This is a genomic window from Lacibacterium aquatile, from assembly GCF_042683105.1.
GTDB lineage: Bacteria > Pseudomonadota > Alphaproteobacteria > Elsterales > Elsteraceae > Lacibacterium > Lacibacterium aquatile.
Map to the genome: position 1 here is coordinate 607,633 of NZ_JBHUIP010000012.1, position 25,386 is coordinate 633,018.

The 25,386-nt window shown below is 61.9% G+C and carries 30 protein-coding genes and 1 tRNA gene; 12 read left to right on the plus strand and 19 right to left on the minus strand.

Annotation, left to right across the window (positions count from 1 at the left end):
* The first annotated feature begins 82 nt into the window (after window positions 1-82).
* Both ACFSM5_RS14480 and ACFSM5_RS14485 read left to right on the plus strand, forming a co-directional pair.
* Window positions 83-802, plus strand: a complete 720-nt coding sequence (locus tag ACFSM5_RS14480) for a hypothetical protein (protein ID WP_379877145.1) — start codon at window positions 83-85, stop codon at window positions 800-802.
* The gene (locus ACFSM5_RS14485) at window positions 799-1,629 is read left to right on the plus strand and encodes a hypothetical protein (protein ID WP_379877146.1); all 831 of its coding nucleotides are present in this window, start codon (window positions 799-801) and stop codon (window positions 1,627-1,629) included. Before ACFSM5_RS14480 ends, ACFSM5_RS14485 begins: the two co-directional genes overlap by 4 nt.
* Here ACFSM5_RS14485 and ACFSM5_RS14490 read toward each other — a convergent pair whose 3' ends face one another.
* The 5 genes from ACFSM5_RS14490 to rplU form a co-directional block, all read right to left on the minus strand.
* Window positions 1,630-2,898, minus strand: a complete 1,269-nt coding sequence (locus ACFSM5_RS14490; protein WP_379877147.1) for a glutamate-5-semialdehyde dehydrogenase — start codon at window positions 2,896-2,898, stop codon at window positions 1,630-1,632.
* Window positions 2,895-4,046: a glutamate 5-kinase gene (gene proB, locus ACFSM5_RS14495; RefSeq protein ID WP_379877148.1), complete on the minus strand. Its 1,152-nt coding sequence runs from the start codon at window positions 4,044-4,046 to the stop codon at window positions 2,895-2,897. The genes ACFSM5_RS14490 and proB overlap by 4 nt, the downstream gene beginning before the upstream one ends.
* 14 nt (window positions 4,047-4,060) lie before the next feature.
* A complete protein-coding gene (gene obgE, locus ACFSM5_RS14500) occupies window positions 4,061-5,107 on the minus strand; it encodes a GTPase ObgE (protein ID WP_379877149.1) in 1,047 nt (348 codons plus the stop codon).
* A 147-nt stretch (window positions 5,108-5,254) separates the two neighbouring features.
* A complete protein-coding gene (gene rpmA / locus ACFSM5_RS14505; protein ID WP_379877150.1) occupies window positions 5,255-5,515 on the minus strand; it encodes a 50S ribosomal protein L27 in 261 nt (86 codons plus the stop codon).
* A gap of 28 nt (window positions 5,516-5,543) precedes the next feature.
* Window positions 5,544-5,855, minus strand: coding sequence for a 50S ribosomal protein L21 (rplU, locus tag ACFSM5_RS14510; RefSeq protein WP_379877151.1), 312 nt, complete (start codon window positions 5,853-5,855; stop codon window positions 5,544-5,546).
* A gap of 214 nt (window positions 5,856-6,069) precedes the next feature.
* Here rplU and ACFSM5_RS14515 point away from each other — a divergent pair.
* Together ACFSM5_RS14515 and ACFSM5_RS14520 are read left to right on the plus strand one after the other, a co-directional pair.
* Window positions 6,070-6,159: transfer RNA gene (locus ACFSM5_RS14515), tRNA-Ser, on the plus strand.
* Window positions 6,160-6,491: 332 nt separating this feature from the next.
* Window positions 6,492-7,403 carry a hypothetical protein gene (locus ACFSM5_RS14520; protein WP_379877152.1) on the plus strand — a complete coding sequence of 304 codons (912 nt, stop codon included), beginning with the start codon at window positions 6,492-6,494 and terminating at the stop codon, window positions 7,401-7,403.
* A 21-nt stretch (window positions 7,404-7,424) separates the two neighbouring features.
* Here the strand turns inward: ACFSM5_RS14520 and ACFSM5_RS14525 are convergent, their stop codons facing one another.
* The 5 genes from ACFSM5_RS14525 to ACFSM5_RS14545 form a co-directional block, all read right to left on the minus strand.
* Window positions 7,425-7,934: an alpha/beta hydrolase family protein gene (locus tag ACFSM5_RS14525; RefSeq protein ID WP_379877153.1), complete on the minus strand. Its 510-nt coding sequence runs from the start codon at window positions 7,932-7,934 to the stop codon at window positions 7,425-7,427.
* Window positions 7,900-8,124, minus strand: coding sequence for an alpha/beta hydrolase (locus ACFSM5_RS14530; protein WP_379877154.1), 225 nt, complete (start codon window positions 8,122-8,124; stop codon window positions 7,900-7,902). The genes ACFSM5_RS14525 and ACFSM5_RS14530 overlap by 35 nt, the downstream gene beginning before the upstream one ends.
* A complete protein-coding gene (locus tag ACFSM5_RS14535; RefSeq protein ID WP_379877155.1) occupies window positions 8,121-8,312 on the minus strand; it encodes a hypothetical protein in 192 nt (63 codons plus the stop codon). Before ACFSM5_RS14535 ends, ACFSM5_RS14530 begins: the two co-directional genes overlap by 4 nt.
* Before the next feature lie 114 nt (window positions 8,313-8,426).
* Window positions 8,427-8,825: a hypothetical protein gene (locus ACFSM5_RS14540; RefSeq protein ID WP_379877156.1), complete on the minus strand. Its 399-nt coding sequence runs from the start codon at window positions 8,823-8,825 to the stop codon at window positions 8,427-8,429.
* 116 nt (window positions 8,826-8,941) lie between these two features.
* Window positions 8,942-9,415, minus strand: coding sequence for a VOC family protein (locus tag ACFSM5_RS14545; RefSeq protein WP_379877157.1), 474 nt, complete (start codon window positions 9,413-9,415; stop codon window positions 8,942-8,944).
* 121 nt (window positions 9,416-9,536) lie between these two features.
* Between ACFSM5_RS14545 and ACFSM5_RS14550 the strand changes: the two genes are divergently transcribed.
* Window positions 9,537-10,547, plus strand: a complete 1,011-nt coding sequence (locus tag ACFSM5_RS14550; RefSeq protein WP_379877158.1) for a DUF1176 domain-containing protein — start codon at window positions 9,537-9,539, stop codon at window positions 10,545-10,547.
* A 206-nt stretch (window positions 10,548-10,753) separates the two neighbouring features.
* Window positions 10,754-12,031, plus strand: coding sequence for an MFS transporter (locus ACFSM5_RS14555; protein WP_379877159.1), 1,278 nt, complete (start codon window positions 10,754-10,756; stop codon window positions 12,029-12,031).
* Here the strand turns inward: ACFSM5_RS14555 and rimI are convergent.
* Both rimI and tsaB read right to left on the minus strand, forming a co-directional pair.
* Entirely contained in the window at window positions 12,028-12,486 is a 459-nt protein-coding gene (rimI, locus tag ACFSM5_RS14560; protein ID WP_379877160.1) for a ribosomal protein S18-alanine N-acetyltransferase, read from the minus strand. The genes ACFSM5_RS14555 and rimI overlap by 4 nt on opposite strands.
* Window positions 12,483-13,220 carry a tRNA (adenosine(37)-N6)-threonylcarbamoyltransferase complex dimerization subunit type 1 TsaB gene (gene tsaB / locus ACFSM5_RS14565; RefSeq protein WP_379877161.1) on the minus strand — a complete coding sequence of 246 codons (738 nt, stop codon included), beginning with the start codon at window positions 13,218-13,220 and terminating at the stop codon, window positions 12,483-12,485. Before tsaB ends, rimI begins: the two co-directional genes overlap by 4 nt.
* Before the next feature lie 32 nt (window positions 13,221-13,252).
* Here tsaB and ddpX point away from each other — a divergent pair, with 32 nt between their 5' ends.
* From ddpX to ACFSM5_RS14585, 4 genes are all read left to right on the plus strand, one after another.
* Complete coding sequence (gene ddpX, locus ACFSM5_RS14570) at window positions 13,253-13,807, plus strand: D-alanyl-D-alanine dipeptidase (protein ID WP_379877162.1); 555 nt, start codon at window positions 13,253-13,255, stop codon at window positions 13,805-13,807.
* Window positions 13,808-13,888: 81 nt separating this feature from the next.
* Window positions 13,889-14,923, plus strand: a complete 1,035-nt coding sequence (locus ACFSM5_RS14575; protein ID WP_379877163.1) for a polysaccharide deacetylase family protein — start codon at window positions 13,889-13,891, stop codon at window positions 14,921-14,923.
* 12 nt (window positions 14,924-14,935) lie between these two features.
* A complete protein-coding gene (locus ACFSM5_RS14580; protein WP_379877164.1) occupies window positions 14,936-15,280 on the plus strand; it encodes a hypothetical protein in 345 nt (114 codons plus the stop codon).
* Entirely contained in the window at window positions 15,277-15,729 is a 453-nt protein-coding gene (locus ACFSM5_RS14585) for a hypothetical protein (protein WP_379877165.1), read from the plus strand. The genes ACFSM5_RS14580 and ACFSM5_RS14585 overlap by 4 nt, the downstream gene beginning before the upstream one ends.
* 195 nt (window positions 15,730-15,924) lie before the next feature.
* On the opposite strand, the gene ACFSM5_RS14590 is transcribed toward ACFSM5_RS14585, so the two are convergent.
* From ACFSM5_RS14590 to murJ, 3 genes are all read right to left on the minus strand, one after another.
* Window positions 15,925-16,254: a DHCW motif cupin fold protein gene (locus ACFSM5_RS14590; protein ID WP_379877166.1), complete on the minus strand. Its 330-nt coding sequence runs from the start codon at window positions 16,252-16,254 to the stop codon at window positions 15,925-15,927.
* A gap of 5 nt (window positions 16,255-16,259) precedes the next feature.
* Window positions 16,260-17,258, minus strand: a complete 999-nt coding sequence (gene trpS / locus ACFSM5_RS14595; protein WP_379877167.1) for a tryptophan--tRNA ligase — start codon at window positions 17,256-17,258, stop codon at window positions 16,260-16,262.
* 69 nt (window positions 17,259-17,327) lie between these two features.
* Entirely contained in the window at window positions 17,328-18,875 is a 1,548-nt protein-coding gene (gene murJ, locus ACFSM5_RS14600; protein WP_379877168.1) for a murein biosynthesis integral membrane protein MurJ, read from the minus strand.
* A gap of 79 nt (window positions 18,876-18,954) precedes the next feature.
* On the opposite strand from murJ, the gene bluB reads away from it, so the two are divergent.
* Entirely contained in the window at window positions 18,955-19,587 is a 633-nt protein-coding gene (gene bluB / locus ACFSM5_RS14605; protein ID WP_379877169.1) for a 5,6-dimethylbenzimidazole synthase, read from the plus strand.
* 288 nt (window positions 19,588-19,875) lie between these two features.
* Here bluB and ACFSM5_RS14610 read toward each other — a convergent pair whose 3' ends face one another.
* Window positions 19,876-20,892 (minus strand): transglycosylase SLT domain-containing protein, encoded by a 1,017-nt coding sequence (locus ACFSM5_RS14610; RefSeq protein ID WP_379877170.1) that lies wholly within the window; start codon window positions 20,890-20,892, stop codon window positions 19,876-19,878.
* 113 nt (window positions 20,893-21,005) lie between these two features.
* Complete coding sequence (locus ACFSM5_RS14615) at window positions 21,006-21,626, minus strand: LysE family translocator (RefSeq protein ID WP_379877171.1); 621 nt, start codon at window positions 21,624-21,626, stop codon at window positions 21,006-21,008.
* Window positions 21,627-21,703: 77 nt separating this feature from the next.
* Between ACFSM5_RS14615 and ACFSM5_RS14620 the strand changes: the two genes are divergently transcribed.
* Window positions 21,704-22,888 carry an MFS transporter gene (locus ACFSM5_RS14620; RefSeq protein ID WP_379877172.1) on the plus strand — a complete coding sequence of 395 codons (1,185 nt, stop codon included), beginning with the start codon at window positions 21,704-21,706 and terminating at the stop codon, window positions 22,886-22,888.
* Here ACFSM5_RS14620 and ACFSM5_RS14625 read toward each other — a convergent pair.
* A complete protein-coding gene (locus ACFSM5_RS14625; RefSeq protein ID WP_379877173.1) occupies window positions 22,847-23,647 on the minus strand; it encodes a DUF1194 domain-containing protein in 801 nt (266 codons plus the stop codon). The two genes, ACFSM5_RS14620 and ACFSM5_RS14625, sit on opposite strands and share 42 nt — an antisense overlap.
* 274 nt (window positions 23,648-23,921) lie before the next feature.
* Window positions 23,922-25,226, minus strand: coding sequence for an isocitrate lyase (gene aceA, locus ACFSM5_RS14630; RefSeq protein ID WP_379877174.1), 1,305 nt, complete (start codon window positions 25,224-25,226; stop codon window positions 23,922-23,924).
* Between the last annotated feature and the right edge of the window lie 160 nt (window positions 25,227-25,386).

Below are 25,386 nucleotides of genomic sequence, written 5' to 3' on the forward strand. Positions count from 1 at the left end.
ACCGGGGTGTCTTTCGGCCTTTGATACGCCACTATTGGGAGAGTATCGTCGCCGGACATCCACCGGAAAGACAGATACCGCCATGCGTTTTGGTCTTGTTGCAGCCTTTGTCGTTACCCTCCTTGCGCCCCCCGCTTTCTCCAAAGCTTTCGGCGAACTTGGCCCCTTCGCCAAGCTGATTGACGACCGCCCCTTATCGGAAGCGGAGCGAAATTATCGCGGCGAAGCAAATCTGACCGAGGAGCAGCGCACGAAGATCCGGGCCACGCTGAAAGACGGCGCCGTCAAGGTGAGGGCTTTCCTGGACGACCCCGCCAATAAGGCCGATCTCGCCAAGAACGCCAACAATATGGTCTATGCCATGTCCGTGATGGGGCTGGAGGAAATCGTCGAGGTGCTTCTAGCCTATCCCGAGGTGCAGGCAAGCCTCAACAACCCAACAATCCACGGCCCCTCAATCTGGACGATGGCCAGCCTCGCCTTTCCCCATAGCAGCAAACTCTGCGGGAACAAGCAGGCACAATCGGCGAGCATAGAGGTTCTAGGCGCCTATTTCGGTACCGACCCCGCCAATTCTCCTTTCCCCAGGATCCGTCAGAAGCTGGAAGCGGCAGGCGCAGCCCCGAAACCCCAGGAAGCCAGTACTATCTGGTCCCGGCTCTGTGCGAGTGATCCGTTTTATAATATCACCGACGAAACCGCCCACGCCGCCCGCCTTCGCATCGCCGACGCCCCGGATGTGCTGCCCGCGATCCTGGCGGAGATGGAAACCTATCGAAAACTTGGGCATCCCGCGCCATGAAGCGACTTCTTACGGGCGCCATTCTGGCGCTGCTCACTCTCCCGGCTTTGGCCCAGCAGCCCGCCGACAAAAGGTCGCTGAAAACCCTGTTCGAGGATAAAGGCTCCTTCGAACGCCTAATGAGCAAAGCCATCAACGCGGGGAACTGGGAGAGCACCTCCGGTGAGGCGGTCGCGATAATCACTGGGTTCGCCGACAAGACAGCAGCCTATCTCGACGAGACCGGCAGAATTTCGGAAATCACCGAGATCAAGTCGGGAGATATTGGATCCCCCCTTACGAATGCTATTTCCATGGGACTCATTGAAGTCCTGGAGGTCTATCTGCGCTACCCCGAGGTGCGGGCAAAAATCAATGAACCCCTGGATCTCTTTCCCCTAGGGGGGCGCCCACGCATGAAGGTACACGCCTGGGCACTGGCTGCCGCAGCGCCGGCGCAAGGAGCATCCTTCTGTGGAGGAGAGTTCGCAACCCTGGTTTTTGGTTACGGCAGCATCGCGCCTTATCTGGAAGCTCGCCCCGGGGAAACGCCCTATCGTCGAGTGTTAACCGCCCTTGAGGCTGCGGGGGCTACCCCTCAAGCGGAAGAAGCGCGCGCGGTCTGGCGATTTGTCTGCGGGCCCGACAATCGACCAGATGATGGTAAATGGCAGGACAACACAAAACGGCTGAATTACGCGGCTGCCATCGTCCCGGGTTCGCGCGAACGAGTGCTTAAGGCGCCACAGATGCTAGATGCCATCGAGATGGAACTTCGCACCCTGCAGACCCTCAGAACCGAGGGGAAAGTGCCGTTTCTGGTGTTTCCGAATATCTACGAGGACTGACTATCCCCGAACCGTTCCGTCGCCCGTCAGCACATATTTGTGGCTGGTCAGATGCTGGGCGCCCACCGGGCCACGCGCGTGCAGCTTGCCGGTGGAGATGCCGATCTCGGCACCGAACCCGAACTCGCCGCCATCGGCAAACTGGGTCGAGGCATTGACGACGACGATGGCACTATCGACCTTGGCCGTAAAGGCGGCGGCGGCCGCCTTATCCTCGGTCAGGATCGCGTCGGTGTGGTGCGAGCCGTAGAGATTCACATGCGCGATGGCAGCATCGACCCCATCGACCACCTTGGCCGAGACGATCTTGTCGAGATACTCCGTCCCCCAATCCGCCTCATCCGCCGGGCGGATGCGGGTATCGAGCGCCTGCAGGGTGGCATCAGCGCGCACCTCGCACCCCGCATCCAGCAGGTCGCGCAGGATCAGCAGCGCGTGTGAGCCGACGGCGGCGCGGTCGAACAGCAGGCTTTCGGTCGCTCCGCAGACGCCGGTGCGGCGCAGTTTGGCATTCAGGATCACCGCGCGAGCCTTCGCCAGATCGGCGCTGGATTGGACGTAGGTGTGGCAGTTGCCGTCCAGATGCTTGATCACCGGAATGCGGCTTTCGGCGGACACGCGGGCGATCAAGCCCTTGCCGCCACGCGGAATGATGACGTCGATATCATCGACCATGCCCAGCATGATGCCGACAGCGGCGCGGTCGGTCGTCGGCAGGGACTGGATCGCATCCTCCGGCAGGCCCGCTGAAGCGAGTCCCCGGCGCAGGGCAGCCAGCAGGGCGCCCGATGAATGGAAGCTTTCCGACCCGCCGCGCAGCACGGCGGCATTGCCGGATTTGACGCAGAGCGCGCCCGCATCCGCCGTTACATTGGGGCGGCTTTCATAGATGATTCCGATGACGCCCAGCGGCACCCGGACCTTCTGGAACGTCAGTCCGTTCGGACGCTCCCAGCTTTCCATCACCTCGCCCAGCGGGTCCGGCATGGCAGCGATCTCGTCCAGGCTGGCGGCAATGGCCTCGATCCGCTTGGCATCCAGCACCAGCCGGTCGCGCATGGCGGCGCCGAGGTCGCCGGCGGCAGCCAGATCCTTGGCATTGGCAGCCAGGATCGCATCGGCATCCTTGCGGATTTCGGCGGCCATCGCGGCAATAGCCACGCGACGCTGATCGGGCGTGGAAGCAATCAGTTCCTGGCTGGCCGCGCGCGCGCGTTGGCCGAGAGCCGCCATCTGCTTGTTCAGATCATCCTGCAGCTGCGCGCTCATGCCGTCTTCTCCGCCTCGACGGAGGCCTGGGCCTCCATCACCAGATCGTCGCGATGGATCATCTCGTCCCGGCCGCGATAGCCGAGCAGCGCCTCGATCTCGCTGGTCTTGCGACCCGCCAAGCGCTTGGCGTCTTCCGCGTTGTAACAGACGAGGCCACGGGCCAGCGCCCGCCCTTCCGGGCCAACCACCAGCACCAGGTCGCCGCGCTCGAACCGGCCATCGACCTGTTTGACACCGGCGGGCAGCAGGCTCTTGCCCTGGGTAAGCGCCGTTGCGGCACCGGCATCGACGGTCAAGGTGCCTACAGGCTTCACGGAAGCCGCGATCCAGCGCTTGCGGGCCGTCAGCGGTTCGGCATTTTCCGGCAGGAACCAGGTACAGCGGCCACCGGCCAGCAGGGATTTCAGCGGATGATCGACCTTGCCCGACGCAATCACCATCCGGCATCCGGCCGAGAGCGCGACGCGCCCGGCTTCGAGCTTCGTGACCATCCCGCCCGAGGAATATCCCGGCGGCGCTTCACCCGCCATCGACAGGATTTCCGGCGTCAGGCCGCGCACTTCGGGCAGATGCCGGGCGTCCGGGTCCTTGCGCGGATCGGCGGTATAAAGGCCATCGATATCGGACAGCAGCACCAGGGTGTCCGCCGAAATCATCTGCGCGACGCGGGCCGCCAGACGGTCGTTGTCGCCAAAGCGGATCTCGGAGGTCGCGATGGTGTCATTCTCGTTGATGACCGGGATCGCCCCCAGGGCCAGCAGGGCATTCATGGTGGCGCGGCCATTGAGGTGACGGCGGCGCGCCTCGGTATCCTCCAGTGTCAGCAGAACCTGGGCGACCGTAAAGCCATGGCGGGCCAAAGCTTCCTGATAGGCATGGGCCAGCCGGATCTGACCTGTCGCGGCGGCTGCCTGCTTTTCCTCAAGCCGCAGCGGGCGCCCCAGCAACCCCAGCGAACCACGTCCCAAGGCGATCGAACCGGAGGTGACGATCACCACCTCGATCCCCAGCCCCCGCAGATGGGCGACGTCTTCGGCCAGCGCCTCCAGCCACGGTCGCCGCAACTCGCCGGTAGAGGTATCGACCAGCAGGGCCGACCCGATCTTGACGACGAGGCGATGGGCGGTGGTAAGGCGTTCGCTCATGGGAGTTCCGGTGGTTAGGGCTGGTAAGGCTTTGCTTCCCGCGCGGCTTCTTCTTCCTCGCGCTTTTCGCCATCGATGATGCCGAACAGGCGACGGCACATATCGGCCGTACCCGTCGCGGTGGCGCCGGAAATCGCGAAAATCTGCTTCAGCGGCAGGCCCGAGGCCTCGGCCAGGGCTTCGCGCTTCTCCTGGATCTCGTCCTCGGTCAGCGCATCGATCTTATTCAGCGCCAGCAGTTCGGCTTTCTCGTCCAGGCCACCGCCATATTCGGCAAGCTCGCCACGGATGATGTGATAGGCCTCGACCACATCTTCCTGCGTGCCGTCGATCAGGTGCAGGATGACGCGGCAACGCTCCACATGGCCCAGGAACCGGTGGCCGAGGCCCGCCCCTTCCGACGCGCCTTCGATCAGGCCCGGAATGTCAGCCAGCACAAATTCCTGATCATCGACCGCGACCACGCCCAGCTGGGGCTTCAGGGTCGTGAAGGGATAATCGGCGATCTTCGGCTTGGCGGCGGAGACGGCCGCCAGGAACGTGCTCTTACCCGCATTCGGCATGCCGACGAGGCCCGCGTCCGCGATGAGTTTCAGGCGCAGCCAGATCCACATCTCGCCACCCGGATAGCCGGGGGTCGAATGGCGGGGCGAGCGGTTGGTCGAGCTTTTGTAATGGGCATTGCCCATGCCGCCGTCACCGCCGCGCAGCAGCAGGACACGCTGGCCGGGTTCGGTCAGATCGTGGAGAACCTCTTCGTTCTCCTCGTCCATGATCTGGGTTCCGACCGGAACCTTCAGCGTCACATCCTTACCACCCAGACCGCTGCGCAGGCGGCCCGACCCCGGAATGCCGTTCTGGGCCTTGAAATGCTGCTGATAGCGATAATCGATCAGGGTGTTCAGGTTCGCAACCGTCTCCACCCACACATCGCCGCCGCGCCCACCGTTACCGCCATCCGGGCCGCCATATTCGATGAATTTCTCGCGCCGGAACGAGATACAGCCGCCGCCGCCGTGGCCGCTGCTCACATAGATCTTGCACTGGTCGAGGAACTTCATAGCGAGGTAGTCCGGAAAGAGAGGGCCGAAACGGCCGAGATAGAAAATCAGCAAAAGCGAAAGGGGGATGGTTTCCCATCCCCCTTCGAACCTCTGTCACGTTCCCGGCCTTAGATCAGGCTAGGGGACGTGCCTGACGGTCGGGACTTAGGCCGCGACCGGCGGGAGCACGTGCACCGTGGTGCCAAGACGGCTCTTGTGGAAGGTCACGGTGCCATCGATCAGCGAGAAGATGGTGTGATCCTTGCCGAGACCGACATTCTTGCCCGGCTTGAACTTCGTGCCGCGCTGGCGGACGATGATGTTACCGGCAATGGCGATCTCGCCACCGAACTTCTTCACGCCGAGACGACGACCAGCGGAATCGCGACCGTTGCGCGAAGAGCCGCCTGCTTTCTTATGTGCCATGGGTCAAACCCTCCTAATCAGTCGACGCTTACGCGGCCGGCAGTGCGGTAATCTTCAGGACGGTGAGGTCCTGGCGATGACCGTTCTTGCGGCGCGAGTTCTGGCGGCGACGCTTCTTGAAGATGATGATCTTCGGACCGCGGGTCTGTTCGACCACTTCAGCCTTGACGACCTTGCCGGCAACGGCGGCGCCCATGCTGACCGACGGACCTTCGCCAATCATCAGCACCTTGTCGAGCGAAACTGCGGCGCCGACGTCGGCATCGATCTTCTCAACGGTGATGACGTCGTTCTGGGCAACGCGATACTGCTTGCCGCCGGTCTGGATGACTGCGTACATGATGATTTCTCTGGCTCAAAATTCTACGACCCGGCTGGAGAGCACCCCCAACCGAAGGAAGCGGCACTATACGCATTCAGAGACGCACGTCAAACGCTTTTGCTGACTCATTCTTCAAGGATTTAGGAATCATCCCTCTTGCATAGGATGAGTCTTTCCAATATGTTCCGCGCCCAACGCCGAATACGGCGTTCTGCTCGACAAAGAGCCCGGCGGATGGGTGGCAGAGTGGTCGATTGCACCGCACTCGAAATGCGGCATACCCTCACGGGTATCGGGGGTTCAAATCCCTCCTCATCCGCCAATTCTCTCTAGAATATCAAGGTTCCTGCGGCCCTCAGCCGTGCCGAAGGCACGGCCGGACAACCCGAGTCCACTTCGGGAGTCCACATGCATATCTTCACAAGGGCTTCTGTTAAAGCCGTGTACAGGTTCCGACGCGGCGTAAATAGAAGCGAACCCCTGGATCCGCGGCCTGACGCCACGACCAGGCGGGTCGCAACAGATCGCGAAGACATCGCTTCATCAACAAGCATTGATTATCAGCCGCCCAGCTTCGGTTGCGAAAACATTTTAACTTGCTCGCATAACGTCAAAGCGGCACTCTCACGCCAAAGCTTATAATAGAGAGCCGATGTGACCGGACCCCAAGCCAAACAACCATCAAATAACGATCAAAAACCACCACTGCAACGTAGTCTGGTGGTCAGATTTTGGGCACAGATATTTGATTGGCTATCTTGGTTCTCTTTATCGGGTCTGCTCAAGATTGCCGGAATGACACGTTTCGGATGTAAATTTGTTGCTTGGCGCAATAAGAAACTGGACATCTATCAGTTCATCGAACTCTACGTCATGCTACACGCGGGCGCGGCTTTTGCTGCCATGCTTCTCATGGGTTGGGGGCTTGATCGCTATCTGACAGAGAATCCGAACCGCACGATCGTCGGGCAACCCTACTGGGTATGGGCCGTGGCGATCTACGCCATCGCCCGAATCTTTGAGGTCACAGTCGCCCAGATCAACATGCTGCTGTTTGCCGAATATCTTCATCCGCACAAAGAGCATGAGAGAAAGGTCAAGGCCCAGAAGAAGGGTGAGTCCTATGAGACCAAGCCATATGCAGTGCGAGGGTTTCGGCGGACCGTCATTCTGCTCTTACACAACTATTTCGAAGTGATCTGCTGGTTCAGCGTAATCTACGCATTCCTTCTGAGATCCGGCATGCTGGAGATGGCAGACAAGCAGTTGACGCTTGGCGTTCTCACGATTTTCCGCCAGAGCCTGCTGCTGATGTTCACGCTCAACACCGATGCTTATAAGGTGGTGAATGAAGTCGCGGTCTTCGCGCTTTCCTGCCACGGACTGGTGGGGCTGCTCATGACTCTGATGGTCATGGCCCGCTTTCTCAGCCTTCTACCCACACCCGAAACGCTCGATGAATTCGAGAATGGCGCCAGCCCGAAGGCGCAAGCGTATAGCGGCAAAACCACCATCACGCAGACGCTGGAAGACCCAACACGCGATAACGAGAAGCAATCAGGCTGACATAAAACAGCCAACCCGCATTCAGAGCGCCAGCGTGCGCTCGAAAAACGCGATCAGCTGTTCGTGATGCTCATTCTCGGCGGCGCTGCCAGGGATATGGTCCTGCCCTTCGTAATAATGCACATCCGGCATGCGTCCATAGCGCATCAGCCGGTCGGCAAGGCGACGTGTCATATCTACCGACCAGACCCGGTCCGCCGTCCCGTGACTTAGGAATAGCGGGCCGTCATACCGCTCGATCTCGATAGGCGTCGTCGGCAGCAGATCATCCGAGTTCCCCCGCCAGGACCAGGCCCGGCGGCCGGGGTCCCAGGTCTGCCAACCCGGATCGCCGGAATCGCGATACTGCCACGCGTCGAAGGCGCCGCAGATGACATCGGGCGGACTATGGGCCGCCAACGCATCCGGCAGACCTGCAATACCGTCGCGTACCATGAGGCTGGTCAGCAGCAGCGCATGTTCGGCCCCGCGCGACACGCCATAGAAACCAATTTTCTTACTGACGAACGGAAATGCGCGCAGGGCCGCCATTGGAATAGCCGAAGGGAAAGGCAAGAAAACCATGGGCCGCCAGAATGACCGCGTTCCGATGGCTCCACCCCGACAAGGCCCCTTCGGAGCCATGGAAGATCATCACCGCCGGAAACGGCCCCTCGCCGGGTGGACCGTAAGTGGTTCCCCAATCGGGTAGCAAACGGCGGACGATCTGAAGGGAGGTCATTTTTTGCGCTCGCTTCTCGGCAACTCGTGCGGGGCAGAGTCTCTGCGGCCGATCAACTCGCGCTGATATTTCGCCAGATCGGGGAATACCGATCCGGTGGCGAGATTAGGCTCCAGCTCCGTCAGTCGGGCTTCCGCCTCGGAAAAGCGCTCCGTCCGGCGCAATAGCTCAGCCGCCATAAGGCCCATGCCGACCTTCTGTCCGACCTCTTTCTCTGCCTGAATATCATCGGTCAGGCGCGCCAGCAGCAGATCGGCATAGCGCCGGTAGACCGCAGGTTCTTCCGAAGCCTCCCAACTCGCCTAAACAAAGAGCCATGTCACCTGCTGTCGAGGCAGCCCAGCACGCTCGGCCAGATGAGCCGCACGGAAATAGGGTTTCTCGCCCTGCAGCGCCCGATAGTCGTCAGAGAAGACGTATGGCCGCAGTCGCTCCAGTTCTTCAGGCGCGATCGTCTGATTGTAAAAAACAAAGCCGTTAGTCGGACAAACCGCCAGAGGCCAGGGCGTCGTCATCGCACCGAAGGGCCGGAAATCCAGCATCATCCCGAAGCTTGACCCGGACATCTGCAAGGTCGCGGTAAATTTCACGCCATCATAGGGACAGGTCATTTCGACGGTGCCGATCGTCGAAGCCCGGAGCGGCGAGGAGCCCAGCAAGGCGCTCGCCAAACCAAGCCCCAACACGGTCATCTTACGCAAGTTCACGCTATCGCTCCTATCGCCAACCGAGACCTTGGCCACAAGAGACCCATGCGGTGGCATAAATTAGGCAGAATGCAACTTGCCCCCGACCATCGCTTACCTTTGACCTCACCCTACCCCTCGAACGCCTTCTGCAAGGCGGCGATGTCGAGTTTGACCATGCCCATCATCGCCTGCATGGCGCGGGCGGCTTTGGCGGTGTCCTTGTCGGCCAGCATCTGGAGCATGACGCGCGGCACGACCTGCCAATGCACGCCGAAGCGGTCCTTGAGCCACCCGCATTCGAGTGGCTGCCCACCCTCCAGAAGCGTGTTCCAGAGAGTGTCGACCTCCGCCTGATCGTCGCATTCGATCATGAAGGAGACCGCGAAATTATGTTCCTGGACCATGCCGCCGTTCAGGGCGGTGAAGCGCTGGCCCGCGATATTGAAATCGACCATCAGGACTGCCCCGGCAGAGCCGCCGGGATTATCCATCACGCTCCTTTGAATATGGGTGATGCCGGATCCGGGCAGGATCGAGGTGTAGAAGCGGGCGGCTTCCTCGGCATTATCCTTGAACCAAAGGCAGGGAGTGACTTTCGACATGATTTTTCCTCCTGAAGAGTCTGTTTGCTCTCCCAAGGACGCTGGCCCCCGAGACGTTCCTACACAGAGGCGAAAATTTTTGGCTAGAGTGGCGTCCCGCCCTCCCACCCTGCGAGTTGCCATGCTGCGCTTTGCCGTCCTCGCCCTTGCTCTCATGCCCCTTGCCGCCGAGCCGCAACAGGCCCGCAGCTTCAAGGATTGGAGCGTGCTCTGTGCCGAGGCCGGGCATTGCACCGTCTTTGGCTTCGGGCCGGATACCGCGGACACATCCGCCTATGTCCGCATCGAGCGCGGCATCGGGGCCGATGCGAAACCGCAGGCATGGATTGTCCTGAACGAGGCGAGCGATAAGGACCGTCAGGTCAGCCTCACTCTGGACGGCACGCCCTCGCCCGCCCTCCCAGGCACGCCCCAGCGACTGCCCAAGGACGAACGGCGAATCCGCCTGTCTTTCAACGACACGCTGATTGCCGCCCTGCGCAAGGGCAGCCTGATCGAGGCGCAGATCGCGGGTGCGGACAAAGCCCCGATCTCCCTGGCAGGGGCCGTCGCGGCGCTGATCTGGATGGACGATTATCAGGGCCGCGTCGGCACGCCTGCGGCCCTGATCGCCAAGACCGGCAAGAACACGCCTTTTCGCGAACCGATCCCTAAGCTGCTGCGCAAACCCGCCCCAGTCACCCCGCTGGCCGAACAGCCACCGGTGCCGCCCGCGCTGATGCAGGCGGTAAGCGACGAATGCTCGCTTGAAAACCCCGCCGAGCAGGCCCAGCCCGAGGCGGTACGCCTCACCGACACCAAGATCCTCTGGTCCGCCGTCTGCAACATCGCGGCCTATAATATCGACTCGATCTTCTTCATCGAGGAAGCGGGCAGCCTGAAACCGGCGGTCTTCGCGTCGCCCAAGCTGGATGCACCGGGCACCGAGGAAACCAACAGCCTGACCCTGGCCGAAGTGGAGCCCCAAGGGCGTACCGTCTCCTCCTTCGCGCGTGGCCGTGGCTTTGGCGACTGCGGGGTTTCGGGCGACTGGATCTGGGATGGGGTGGAGTTCCGCCTGACCGCCTATCATTTCATGCCGGAATGCAAAGGCGTCCAGTTCGAGGATTGGCCCGACCTGCTGGCGAAATAAGGCTTTTCGTTCGCCTACCGCGCTTTACGTTACTTGAGGCACGCCTTAAGCAATTTACTTTCGCTCAAGTGCCGGAAGAGCGGATTTTCATATCCGCTTTCCATGCGTTAACAGCATTAATCGAACCCGTTTTTTGCAATGGTTAAGGTCGCGCGCCCGGCCTAAGAACGTCAGCCTGTTTTACCTAATGATCAGGCTTCCCAAGAATGACCGCCATCACTGCCGACCGCGCCTTGACCCGAGGCGACGCAAAAACCCTTGCCCTCGCCTCCCTGGGCGGGGCGCTCGAGTTCTATGACTTCATCATTTACGTCTTCTTCGCGGTGGTGATCGGCAAGCTGTTCTTTCCGCCCGACATGCCGGTCTGGCTGCAGCTGTTGCAGACTTACGGCATCTTCGCCGCCGGTTATCTGGCGCGTCCGCTGGGCGGCATTATCATGGCGCATTTCGGCGACAAGACCGGCCGCAAGCGCATGTTCACCCTGTCGATCTTCATGATGGCGGTGCCGACCCTTCTGATCGGCGCCATGCCGACCTATGCGACCATCGGCTATGCCGCCCCGATCCTGCTGCTGATCATGCGCCTGTTCCAGGGCGCGGCCATCGGGGGCGAGGCGCCGGGCGCCTGGGTCTTTGTCGCCGAACATGTCAGCGACAAGCGGGTGGGTCTTGCCTGCGGCCTGCTGACGGGCGGCCTGACCGGCGGCATCCTGCTGGGATCGCTAATGGCCACCGCGATCAACGCGATCTATACGCCCGAGGAAATCGCCGGTTTCGCCTGGCGCATTCCCTTCCTGATCGGCGGTGTCTTCGGTTTTGTCGCCATGTATCTGCGCCGCTGGCTGCATGAGACTCCAGTGTTCGAAGCCCTGCGCGCCCGCAAGGCCCTAGCCGCCGACATGCCGGTCAAGCAGGTGCTGCGCGATCACAAGCCGGGCGTCGTCATCTCAATGCTGGTGACCTGGATGCTGACCGCCGCCGTGGTGGTCGTGATCCTCTCCACCCCCGCCCTGATGCAGCAGATCCACAAGGTTCCGGCCCTCACCACCCTGATCGGCAGTGTCGCGGCCACTTTGGGCATCACCGTCGCAGCCATTCTGGTGGGCATGCTGCTGGATCGGTTCGGCGCGCTCAAAGTGACGCTGGCAGGCGCCCCGCTGCTGATCCTGACGACCTATGGTCTCTATATCGGCACGGCGACCCATCCGGAGAATCTGATCACGCTCTATGCCCTGGCCGGGACCGCCGCCGGGATCATCACCGTGGTGCCTTACGTCATGGTGCGCAGCTTCCCCGGCACCGTGCGTTTCACCGGGGTTTCCTTCTCCTACAATGTCGCCTATGCGATCTTCGGCGGCCTCACCCCGGTTGCGGTCAGCGCGCTGGTGAAGTTCAACAACCTGGGCCCCGCCCATTATGTTGCCTTCAGCACAGTGATCGGGCTATCCGCCGTCGTCTGGTTCGCAAACCAGAAAAAGAATTAAACGAACAGATCCCGACGCATCACGATGGCATCGTCATGGGTGCCATCGGGATTGTCGTAGTAGTTCTTGCGACGTCCGACCGGCACAAAGCCGAAGCCCTGGTAAAGAGCGCGGGCGGCCTGATTGGTCTCCGCCACTTCCAGGAACAGCATCTCCGCCCCCTGGCCTGCCATCCGTCGCGTTACGGCCGACAGCAGGGCGCGGCCGATGCCGGTGCCACGCGCCGACGGCAGCACACCGATGGAGAGAATCTCTCCCTCCCCCACCGTCAGCCGGGCAATCACGAAGCCCACCGGATCGGGGTTGGTGGCGATGAAGGCGAAGCTGCCGTTGCCATCCAGCAGACCAACCATCGTCTCAACCGTCCAGGCTTCGGCAAAGCTGGCGCCGTGCAAGGCCGCCAGCACCTCGACATGCGCAATCCCGGCAGGCTGAAGCACCGGCCCCGCAGTCATCGCACCAACCGTTTCAATCGCCCGCCAAAAGCCGGAACAGCTGCATCGGGGGGACGGATATAGACCGGAGCCGCGGCTGGCAGCGCTTCGGGCGCGTGCAGGGCCGCCAGTGCCAACATGGCAACCGACACGGCAGACGGCGGGCCGCTGGGTGCAAGCTCCACCCCCGGCAGTGTCAGGGCATCGATATGGTCAGCAACCGCATCGCCGGTGACATAGAGCCCATCCCCCGCCAGCCCTTCGACAAAACCGCGCAGATCTTCCGGCGGCAAGGCGACGGCCTCCCCCAGGGAGGTCGCATCGGCATCGAACGCCTGGACAAACAGGTCGGCGCGGCGCGAATCGATCAGTACCAGGATCGGACGCCCCGCCGCCTGTTCGCGGGCGCCATAGGCCACTGCCGCCGCGCTGCCGATGCCGATCACCGGCAGGCCTGCCGCAAGCCCGACGCCCCGCGCCGCCGCCAGACCGACACGGATGCCGGTGAAGCTGCCGGGGCCGACGCTGGACGCCACGGCCCCCAGATCGCGGGCGGCAAGATCGGCAGCGTTCAAGGTTTCGGCGATCATCGCAACGATGCGTTCGGCATGGCCGCGCATCATGATCTCGTCCATCCGGGCGCGTACCACGCCATCGGGCATTACAATCGCCGTGGAAAGCGCGCCACCGCTGCTCTCGACAGCCAGCAGCGGCCTTGCGATAGCCTTGGAGCGCTCTGACGTGGTAGGTGTCATTTCTTCTTTCACATAAGCCCCAAGCCGGAAACATGCCGCTTATACAGATTACCGAAGCCGATCATAATGTCGTTCTCGATCTGCGTTATGCCACGAGCGATAACCTGACCGGCAAGCCGGTTTATCGTCATCCTGTATGTTATCTGCATCCTATCGCGGAACGGTATCTCCGTAAGGCTGTCGATCTTGCCAAGCCGCACGGGTTGCGCCTCAAGATCTTCGACGCCTATCGGCCGCCCGAAGCGCAGTGGATCTTCTGGAACCACACGCCCGACCCGATCTTCCTGGCCGATCCCCGCAAGGGCAGCCCCCATTCGCGCGGTGCCGCCATCGATCTGACCCTTATCGACAGGGATGGGACCGAGCTGGACATGGGCACCGGCTTCGATGCCTTCACCGACCTTTCGCACCACGGCCGCACCGATGTTTCGGTGGAAGCGCAGAAGAACCGCTTCCTGCTGCTAGGCATCATGAGCGCCGCCGGATTCGATTTTTATTCGATGGAATGGTGGCATTACCAGCTGTTCAACGCCCGGCAATATCCTCTTATCAGTGATACCGCTTTGCCACTGCGGATCATGGAATAGGGGCTGCGGCTGTTAGCCCTCTGGACTTTCCTTGAAACCTGCCGCATCTGATTACGGCGGAAGGGAATAAAAGAGGTACAAATGCTGGCGAGATTGCGGCAATGGATCGGGATAGGGGTACTGGCAGGCTGTCTGCTGTCCCCGGCGGTTGCCTTTGCTCAGCAGGCGGACAGCTTGCTGCCGCGGGCCGTCATTCTGACCTACGGCCGCTTCAATGACGATAGCGCGGCCTCCTCGATCTCGACCGAACTGTTCGAGGCCCACCTGGCCGAACTGTCGGCCGGTGGCTATCAGGTCTGGCCTCTGTCGCGTCTTGTTGCCGCCATCACCGATGCTAAGCCGATTCCCGAAAAGACGGTCGTCCTGACCATCGATGAGCCCCACGTCAGCGCCTTCACGGTCGCATGGCCACTGCTGCGGCAATATGGGTTTCCTGCGACCCTGTTCCTGGCGACCGACACCGTGGACCGTGCCAGCGGGGAAACCTTAAGCTGGTCCCAGATCCGCACCATGGCCAATAACGGGATCGAGATCGGCAATCAGACCGCCTCTCATCCCCATCTGATCAATCAGGACCGCGCTTATATCATCGGCCAGATCGCCCGGGCGAACGACCGTATCAAGGCCGAAACCGGGACCACGCCGACGATGCTTGCCTATCCTTACGGCGAATATTCCGACGCGGTGCGGGACTATGCCAAGGGTCAGGGCATGCGCGGCGCCGTCGGCCAGCAATCCGGGGTCGCCCATGCGCGCTCGGATGTCTTCACTCTGCCGCGTTTTGCCATGAACGATACGCTCGGTTCGCAGGAACGTTTCCGCCTTGCCGTCCAGGCCCTGCCGTTGCTGGTGGGCGATGTGACGCCAGGCGACATGCGGCTTGGCGAAAATCCGCCGTCGGTCGGCTTTACCGTCGATCCCATGATGGGCGATCTGTCCGGGCTTTCCTGTTTCCTCTCCGGTGTCGGCCGTATCAACGCCCAATCGCTGGGCGAACGCCGGATCGAGCTGCGCTTCGACGATGCCCTGCCTGCCGGCCGCTCCCGCCTTAACTGCACCCTGCCCGCCAGCGAGGGACGCTGGCGCTGGTTCGGCATGATGCTGGTCGCGAATTAGGCTATGGGGCGGTTGTGGCTGTTATATTGGCTCTCGGCCCTGGGGTTATTTTACATCGGCTTCAAGCATCAGCCGTTTAGCCAGGGCGAGCTTGATCGGGAGCGGACCTATTACTCCCATTCCTTTTTGAAAACCCCAAGTCGTTATCCGGTAGGCATCATCGAGACCGCTGACGAGATCTGCCCCACCTACGAATATTCCTCCCAGCGAGGCGCCACGATCGAGATGCGGGCCGTCGCCCGCGAGATTCAGAGGCGTTCCTTCTATGAAGGGGACTTGGTGCGGACCGGAACGCTCTATGAACTCTTCCATTCCTCCGATCTGATCGGCACCGATGGGGAGTGCCGGCTGAAATGAAGGTGCTGCTGTTTCTGGCACACTGTGTTCGCACCACCGTCGCCATAGCCTTCCTGCTCGCTGTACATATTTTTGGCGACATCACTGGCTATGCGATAAATGGAGATAAGACTCCCGGCCCATCGAATCAGCAGATCGTCCACGTTAACCACAACGTCGCCCCCTATCCGCTGGATCTGGGCCATCGGCGCCGAGCGCTATCGGCTGACGAACTTTGCTTTTCCCGTATCAGCGCCCAAGCGAAGAGCACGAACCCGGAATTTAACAGGATGATCGGTCGTCTGCATGACGTCTTCGGCCACGATCTGATCGCCGTCACGCGCTCGCCAGGGCTGATCCATGTCAACCCGATGCCAGCCGACCATCCCTGGCTCGCCGGGATGAAAGTGCCTTCCTGCCTGACCCGCAAGGAAGATTATCCCGCGATCATCCGCACGGTGGGGAATTAGTTTCGACGCGGCCTGGCCACACGAGATCCCGCATCAAGTGCGGGATGACAGATGTTGTTTGTTTGCGGGCTTTAGAAGTGAAGGCCGGTGGATGAGCTGCTAGCTGCCGGAACGCGCAAGACCGGAGCGTACTTCCTGTACGCGAGGATCTGAGCACGTCCGACAGCGACGCAGATCGCCGCCGGACGAGCGCCCTTAGTCGACGATGAAGAGGCGCGCGCCGGTTTTGGTGAAAGACCGATGCGGCTCGGCATTATCGGCCACCTGATAGGAGGTTCCGGCCTTCATCTCGAAGGTCCGGCCATCCTCTAGTTCCGTCGTCATCTCCCCGTCGATGACAAACAGCACATGGCCTTTCACGCACCAATGGTCGGCGAAATAGCCCGGCGTATACTCGACCATCCGCACCCGCATCGGTCCGAAATGACGGGTGCGCCAATAGGCCTCGCCGGTCTCCCCCTTATGGACCGTGACGGGCTCGTCCTGCCAGACGACGGTATTGAAGGGGAGATCGGTGATCTGCATCGGTCTTAGACTCTCAAGAGGCCCATGGCGTCATAGGTCTCGGCCAGCACCGGCTTGGCAATGGCAGAGGCCCGATCGGCGCCCTTCTTCAGGATAGCATCGATATCGCCCGGCGCCGCCATCAGGCGGTTCAGTTCGGCCGAGATTGGGGCGATCTTTTCGACACAAAGGTCGGTCAGATCCTTCTTGAAGCCCGACAGCTGCTGCCCGGCATATCGAGCAACGACCTGCTCGCGGGTCATGTCCGAAAGCGCGCCATAGATGCCGACGAGATTGGCGACCTCGTACCGTTCCGCCATCGCCTCGACCGTTTCCGGCATGGGCTCGGGATCGGTCTTGGCCTTGCGGACCTTCAGAGCAATGGTTTCGGCATCGTCGGTCAGATTGATGCGCGAATAATCGCTCTCATCCGACTTGGACATCTTCTTCTGGCCGTCACGCAGCGACATGACGCGGGTTGCGGCGCCGAAGATCTGCGGTTCGGGCAGCGGGAAGACTTCCTTGCCGAACTGACGGGCAAAGGCACCGGCGATATCGCGCGCCAGTTCGATATGCTGCTTCTGATCCTCGCCCACCGGCACGTGGGTGGCCTTATAAAGCAGGATATCGGCCGCCATCAGCACCGGATATGAGTAGAGGCCCAGGCCTGCGTTATCCCGCGCCTTGCCGGCCTTTTCCTTGAACTGGGTCATGCGGTTCAGCCAGCCCAGCGGGGTGATCGTACCCAGCAACCAGGCGAGCATTGCATGCTCCTGCACCCCGGACTGGTGGAAGATGATGTTCTTCACCGGGTCGATGCCGCAGGCGATATAGGTCGCCGCGACTTCGCGGGTCGCGCGCAGCAGCGCCGCCGGATCCTGCGGGACGGTCAGCGCATGCAGATCGACGATGCAGAAGATCGACTCATACTGATGCTGCAGCCCCACCCAATTGCGGATCGCACCCAGATAATTGCCAAGGTGCAGATGATGGGTCGGCTGAATGCCGGAGAAGATGCGGGTCATCGATAAATCCAGGCGCTGACAAAAAGACTAGAGGGGGTGGCTTATACCACCCCCTCCTTTTGCCGTCATCTAACGAGAGCGCCGCAGCAACCTCAAGATATCCTTGAGACTGAAAGCCCCCAGCACCTGACCCAGAATCGCATAGACCAGCCCCCCGCCCGCAACCAGTCCCGCCAGCAACGGGTAGCGCCAGGGCTGACCTGCCGCCAGATGGGGCATCGCGTAAGGCACCACCACCCACAGGGCGCCGCCCATGACAATCGAGACGATCAGCAGGCGCCACAACCGGCCCTGCAACGGTTTGTCCATAACAAGGTGCCCCTGGCGCGACAGGGTCCAGCAGAGCATGGCGACATTCAGCCAGCTCGACAGGCTGGTCGCTAGCGCCACGCCCACATGGGCCAGAAACGGCATCAGCGCCAGATTAAGCACCACATTGGCGACCAGACAGATGATGGCAAAACGCATCGGCGTCTTGGTATCGCCGCGCGCAAAGAAATTGGTCGCCAGCGCCTTGGCCACCACGAAGGCGGGCAGACCAGCCGAGAAAGCCGCCATTGCCCCCGCCGTGCCGATGGCATCGGCGGCTGTGAACAACCCGCGCTGGAACAGCACCACGGTGATAGGCAGAGCCAGAGCGACCAGACCGGCGGCAGCGGGCATGGTCAGGATCAGTGCATATTCCAGCGCCTTATTCTGGCTGGACAGGGCTGCGGCTTTGTCACCGCCCCGGATTTGGCGCGATAGCACCGGCAGCAAGGTCGTCGCCACCGCCGCCCCCACCACGCCCAGCGGCAGCTGCGCCACCCGGTCGGCGTAATAGAGCCAGGAGATGGCACCTGCAGGCAGCAGGGAGGCGATGATCATATCGACCATCACGTTGATATGGGCGACGCCGCCTGCGATCAGCGCCGGACCCAGCGTGCGCAGCATCTCGCGCACCTTGGGTGACAGTCGGGGGCGACGCAGGCCAACCGGCACCCCGGCCCGGCCGCAGGAAATCGCCAGCCAGACGAACTGTGCGATGCCCGAGGCCACCACACCCCAGGCCAGGGCATGACCTTCGGTCTGGGTATATTTCGGCAGGAAGATCATCGCCGCGATCATGCAGAGGTTCAGCAGAACCGGCGTGAAGGCCGCAGCGCCATAGCGCTCGACCGAATTCAGGATCCCGGACTGCAGGGCCGCCAGCGACACCAGCAGCAGATAGGGGAAGGTGATGCGACCGAGGTCGACCGTCAGGCCAAACCGTTCCGGGTCATCGATGAAACCCGGCGCCATGGCGGCGGTCAGCAGGGGCATACCCGCCTCGGCCAGCACCGTAAAGATCAGCAGCGCGCCCAGCAGACAAGCCATGGCCTGTTCGGCAAAGATCAGGGCGGCCCGGCGCCCGTCGGTGGCCAGCAGTCCGGCGAACACCGGCACGAAAGCCGCGTTGAAGGCCCCCTCGCCAAACAGGCGGCGGAAGAAGTTCGGCAGCTTGAAGGCCACGACAAAGGCATCGGCCACCGGCCCCGCGCCCAGGACAGCGGCCATCATCATATCGCGGATGAAGCCGAGCACGCGGCTGAGCAGGGTCAGGCTACCGACGGTCGCGAAGGCGCGGGTGAGACTCATGATGGCCCGGTTCTAGCGGCAATCGGCAGGTCGCACAATCGGCTTTGGCTGCAGCCCTCCGGCCTGATAAGAGGGATTGATGGATGAACCGCTGTTCGATGCCCCCTTCCGTGCAAGTTTTGGCGAGCTCTTACGCTGGCGCCGGGATGTGCGGCACTTCCGAACCGATCCGGTCGCCTTCTCCCTCATCCAGACCTGCCTGGATGCCGCCCAACTGGCACCGTCCGTCGGCAATAGCCAACCCTGGCGCTGGGTTCGCGTTACGCAGGCCCGCGCGGCGGTCCGCCACTCCTTCGAAGCCTGCAATGCCGAGGCGCTGGCCCGGTACGCGGGCGATCAAGCGGCCGACTATGCCCGCCTGAAGCTGGCCGGACTGCGCGAAGCCCCGGAACAATTCGCGGTCTTTACCGATAGCGGGACGGCCCAGGGCCATCACCTCGGGCGCCTCACCATGCCCGAAACCCTGTCCTACTCCACGGTCGGGGCGATCCAGCATTTCTGGCTGACGGCCCGCAGCCTCGGGCTTGGCGTCGGCTGGGTGTCGATCCTGGATCCGGTGACGGTCACCCAAGCGCTCGACGTACCGGATAGCTGGCACCTGACGGCCTACCTCTGTGTCGGTTGGCCCCGAGAACCATCGGACGTGCCTGAGCTGGAACGGCGCGGCTGGCAGGATCGCACGGCGGCAGGCCGGGTTGTTATCGAGCGGTAGCATCCCGCTCCCAAACAAACGCTGTCATCCCGGCCCCTGAGCCGGGATCTTGTGTAGCCAAGCCGCGTCGTCCGATCCTTCCGCCCCTCCATCGTCATCCCGTGGCTTGACCACGGGATCTCCTCCGGGAGCTTGCCCAAGCAGTCTGAGGACATGTGGAAATGCTCTGGAAGGAGATCCCGGGATCAAGTCCCGGGATGACGATTCATGAGGGGGAGACCGAAATCCGCACCCAAAAACAAAAAGGCCCGGAGAAGCTCCGGGCCTTCAGGTAGCGGGGAGGAACCCTTACGACTGGATCGACAGGCGGCTCTTGTTGAGGTCCATCTTGGCCTCATAGGCGCGCTGGCGCTGATCGACGTTATTGACCTGGGCCTGATCCTCTTCTCCGGCTGTCGCATCCAGGCTTTCGAGGGCCGAGAAGGCGAGCATGGTCAGGAGATCGAGGTTCAGCGGACCGGTCGGCAGGCCATCGCTGGCAAGCGCGCCGCCCGAGGCATTCAGGCCGGTCGGGCCGGTGCCATTGGCGGCCAGCAGGCGGGCATTCGCCATGGTCGGGCCGAAAGCGGGGCCCTTGGCGGCGCCCGTCGCACGCGGACCGGCAGCAACGCCATCTTCGAGCGAGGCGAAGGCATCCGACTTGGTTTCGATGGAACGGCTGAACAGCTTATAGACTTCGCCCACCGTGCGCGCACGGCCCGTGGCCTTGTCATAGAAGACATTCTTGTTCGACGCGGCAGCTTCCGGCATCAGGCTGGCGGCCGACTGGCTGCCGTTCTTCTCGATCGCCTGCAGGAAGCGGGTTGCCCCGCCGGCGCCCAGGAAATGCGCGAGATACAGCTCGGTCGAACCGACATCATGGCCGAGCGAGGCTTCGATCTGATTCTTGTTCGACAGGGCGAATTCGGCGCCCAGGACCGCCGCGACCTTCGGGTCCTTGCGCATGTCCATGATGCGCTGCTTCATCGCCGGGTCGGCGACCTTCAAGCTGCCGCGACCGTCGGACTGAATGGCATTGGCTTCAGTGGCAAGACCGTGCTTGGCGCCATGGTCCTTCATGGTGCGAAGCCAGGTCGAATCGATGAACTGATAAAGGCCCGTGGCGCTGCTGGTCCCGGCCTTGGCATCCGTCTGGAAGCTGCTTTCCTGGGCGGCCTGGGCCATCAGGTAGCCGAACTCCACACCCGTCTTGCGGGACGCATGGCGGATGCTCGACAGAACTTCGCCGTCGATTTCATATCCGGCGACCTTCGCGTCCGAAGCGCGCGGAGTCTGGCGAGAAAGAGGGGCCTGGGTCAGAGTCATCGTGCACAAACCTGTTGCTAGTCGAGACACCATAACAAGTTCTCGAACAGGTTTCAGCGGGCATTATTTGCCGCATTCACTAGGAGATTCTTGCCGAGGACTCTTATTCTGTCTTACCGCCGCGCTGCCGCTAACAGAGCAGCCGCGCCAATAAAGGCGCCACCCGTAATACGATTGAGCCATATCCTGCCGCGCAGACCCAGATTGAGCAATCCAACACCGCGCCCCGCTGCCACATACGCCAGCGCCGCGACGACCTCGGTCGCCAGGAACCCGGCCCCCAGCATCAGGAACTGGGGAATATACGCAGCGTCGGGGGTCACGAACTGTGGGAAGACGGCGGTGAAGATCAGGATCGCCTTGGGGTTTCCGGCGGCAATCCAGAACTCGCGCTTGGCCAGCGCCAGCAGACTGTCGCCCTTCCCGCCGCCCGGACCTGACAGGTCCATCGGCGGTGCAAGCCATATCTGGATACCCAGAAACAGGAGATAGAGCACCCCGCCCCATTTGATCACTTGGAACACCAGTTCGGATGTCGCGAGCACGGCGCCAAGACCAACCGCCGTCAGGCCAATCATCAGCAGAAAAGCGACCAGACGCCCTGTGACTGCGATCATCGCCCGCGTCACGCCGAACCGTAGGCCATTGCTCAGGCCCAGCAGATTGTTCGGCCCCGGCGCCATCGACATCAGGAAGGCGGCAGGAAGAAACAGCAACCAGGTCTGCGCACTCATGACTTCTCTTCCAACGTGCAAAATATTTAGGCAGCGCCCTTGCAAGCAGCGCCGACTTGGGCCTCTATGGCGCGATCATGAGCCTAGTGAAGCGTTACTTTGACGTCTATCGCGGATTGCCCGCCGCGATGTGGTGGTTGGCGGGCAGTATGTTCGTCTGGAACTGCGGGCAGACCGGCCTCGCCTTCACCGCCGTGTATCTGGCTCAGAAATATGCGACGTCTGCGACCGACATCGGCATCGTGCTGGGGGCTGCCGGGCTGGGCCGCTTTCTCGCGGCCGTGCCATCTGGCTGGCTGGCGGACCGGGTCGACAACCGTCGCCTGATGATCATCCTGATGGCGATCCAGGCCCTTGCCTTTATCCCGATGGTCTATTTCGCCAGCATTCCGGCCTTAAGCGCGACCGCCTTCGTGATCGGCATGTGCGATCAGGGGCTGCGCCCGCCCGGCATGGCCTGCGCGCTGTTCCTCTGCCCGCCCGAAGACCGCATGCGCGGCTATGGCCTCAATCGCCTTGCCATCAACGCGGGCCTAGGGGCCGGAACCTCGCTGGGCGGGCTGATCTATGCCGGATGGGCCGACGGCATCTTCTGGGTCAATAGCGTCGCCTGTATCGCCGCCACCCTGATGCTGCTGCCCATGCCGAAGGTGGAGCCGCGCGGGATGGATCCGAAAGCAGAAGGTCAGACAAGCTCGCCGTCGGTCTGGCTGGACAAGGACTATATCCTGTTCTGCGCCGTGCTGATCCTTGGCACCACCGTCTTTATGCAGTTCCGCTCCACCCTGGCGACCGATCTTGTCAGCATCCAGGGCGTCTCACCCGCCACCTTCGGCTTCCTGATCGCCTTCAACTGCCTCGCCGTCGCCCTGTTCGAGATGCCGGTCATCGCCGCCATACGCCGCTTTGCTGCCCATAAGGTGACGGCTGTGGGCGTGGTTCTGGTGGGGGTCGCCTATGGCTCGCTGGCGATCTGGGGCGGGCTGCCGGGCGCGATCATCTGGATGATCCTCTGGACCTTAAGCGAGATGGCCCTGCTGCCCGCCAGCATGGGCATTGCCCAGAAGCGGGCGGAAAAGGGCCGCCCAGGGGAAACCATGGCGATCTATTCGCTGGTTTTCTCCATCGCCTCTACCATCGGGCCGCTATTCGGCGGCTATCTTCTAGATCACGCAGGCGGGCAGATCCTGTGGGGCGGATCGTTCTTCCTGTGTCTTGCCTCAGCGCTGGCGGTCCTGAAGATCGGGCGTAAGTTCGGCTAGACGACCGTCGTTCGGCCTTGGGTCGGGCATGCCCGCGATTTCCTTGACCAGCTTCGCCCGCACAGCAGCGGCAAAAGCCTGAAAGTCGCGGGCCGGCTCCATGAAGGCGCCCGGACCGCCGATCACGAAATTGCGATAATACTCGTCGAGCTTCTGATCGAGCTGGCCAAAGGGGTTGGGCCGGTCGTTCAGGATCGGCAGACCGTTGATCACAATGCCAGCTTTAACAGCTTCATCGCGCGCCACCGTCACAGGTGCGCCCGAGTTGTTCGAGCCGTCGCCCGACACATCGATCACCTGACGCATGCCTTCATGCGGGGCGCTGGCAATCAGGCTGGTGCCTTTCTTGATGGCTTCGGAGATCGAGGTATAGCCATAGAAACTGCGGTCGGCTTCCAGGATCCGCCCAGCCGCCATACGAGCACTTTCCTCGTTCTCGATCACCGTCCAATCCAGGATCAGCACCTGCTGATCCGCCCCCGACCATTCGATATAGCTGATGGCAATGGCGCCGATGGACCCGGACTGGATCGCCGCCAGGATCTCCGGATGGGTCAGGGCCTGGGCATACCCTTGGCGCTGAAGCTGGAACTCCTCCGAATCGACCGACCGCGAAATATCGACGGCCAGGACCAGCAGCAGGTCCACCACGCGGGCTGAAGCGGAAGCGATGGGCAATAGACTGGCGAGAAGCGCCAGCAGGAGAGGACGGAATAGCTTTCGTATAAAACGCTGCCAAAGTCGCTGAACGTGGGCCATGTCTACCCCCCGACGCGCTGTCATCTGCCTTTAACATTAACCCGGCTGGGCTTTTCGGCAAGAGGCAGAGATGACAGGCCGCGCCCGATCACCCTCCACCGTGACATCTATGCACGAGGGGTGGGGTTGGTTCCGTAGAGCAGGTAACCGGCCTCAAGTAGCGAAGCGGTAGGCCAACACAAAACGACAAAACGGCCTCGATCCGCCCGATCGAGGCCGCTTGTCTCCAGATACCCTACCCAAAGCGGGGGCGTCGGTTAGGGCATCGGGAACCCTATTCCGCAGCTGCCGCCTTTGCGTTGCCGTGGAACTGTTCGGTTTCGGTCGATCCCGCCATCGCGGTCGTGGAGCTGAGCCCGCCGGAGATCGCCAGCGACACGGCATCGAAATAGCCGGTGCCGACTTCGCGCTGATGACGGGTCGCGGTATAACCCGCGCTTTCGGCTGCGAATTCCGCCGCCTGCAACTCGGAATAAGCCGCCATGCCGCGTTCCTTGTAGCCCTTGGCCAGTTGGAAGGTGTGGAAGTTCATGTTGTGGAAGCTGGCCAGCGTCACGAACTGGAACTTGTAGCCCAGCGCCCCGAGTTCCCGTTGGAACTTGGCGATGGTGGTGTCATCCAGCTTCTTCTTCCAGTTGAAGCTGGGCGAGCAATTGTAGGCCAGCAGCTTGCCGGGGAACTTCTCATGCACTGCCTCGGCAAAGCGGCGCGCTTCGTCCAGGTTCGGCTCGGAGGTTTCCCACCACACGAGATCGGCATAAGGCGCGAACGCCAGACCACGGGCAATCGCATGATCGACACCGACCTTGGCGCCCTGCTTCAACCGGAAGAAGCCTTCCGCCGTGCGCTCGCCGGTCAGGAACGGATGGTCCCGCTCGTCGATATCGCTGGTGATCAGCTGGGCCGAATGGGCATCGGTCCGGGCCACCAGCAGGGTGTCGACGCCGCAGACATCGGCGCCGAGGCGTGCGGCATTCAGGGTGCGGATGAACTGCTGGGTCGGCAGCAGCACCTTGCCGCCCAGATGACCGCATTTCTTCTCGGACGCCAACTGATCCTCGAAATGCACACCGGCAGCGCCCGCCTCGATCATCGATTTCATCAGCTCGAAGGCATTCAGCGGACCGCCGAAACCGGCTTCGGCATCGGCGACGATGGGGGCGAACCAATCGATGCTGTCGTCATCCTCGGCATGATGGATTTCGTCGGCGCGCTTCAAGGTGCGGTTGATGCGCTGCACAACTTCGGGAACCGAGGAGGCGGCATAGAGGCTCTGGTCCGGATACATCTGGCCGTTGTTGTTGGCATCGGCCGCGACCTGCCAGCCGGACAGATAGATCGCCTTCAGGCCTGCTTTGACCATCTGCATCGCCTGATTGCCGGTGAAGGCACCCAGCGAATTGATGTAATCCTCACTGTGAAGGTCACGCCAAAGCCTTGCCGCGCCCCGCTTGGCAAGCGTGTGATCAATCGCGACCGAACCCGCCAGACGCTGCACGTCGGCCACGGTATAGTCGCGCTGGATCCCCCGCCAGCGATTGTCTTTGGCATCGGGCAAGGGGCTGTGCTGGATGGTCATCATGCTTCTCCGCATCGGTTCCTGGTGGCGTCGGCCGGGCTCTTCCATCCCGTTCCTGCGATGAACTTATTGCAGCGCAAAAACCTCCCTTACGGCAATGCAAACTTGAAAATCTGCCAGATAGAGTGCAATGATTTACTGATTTACGAATTGCAAATAC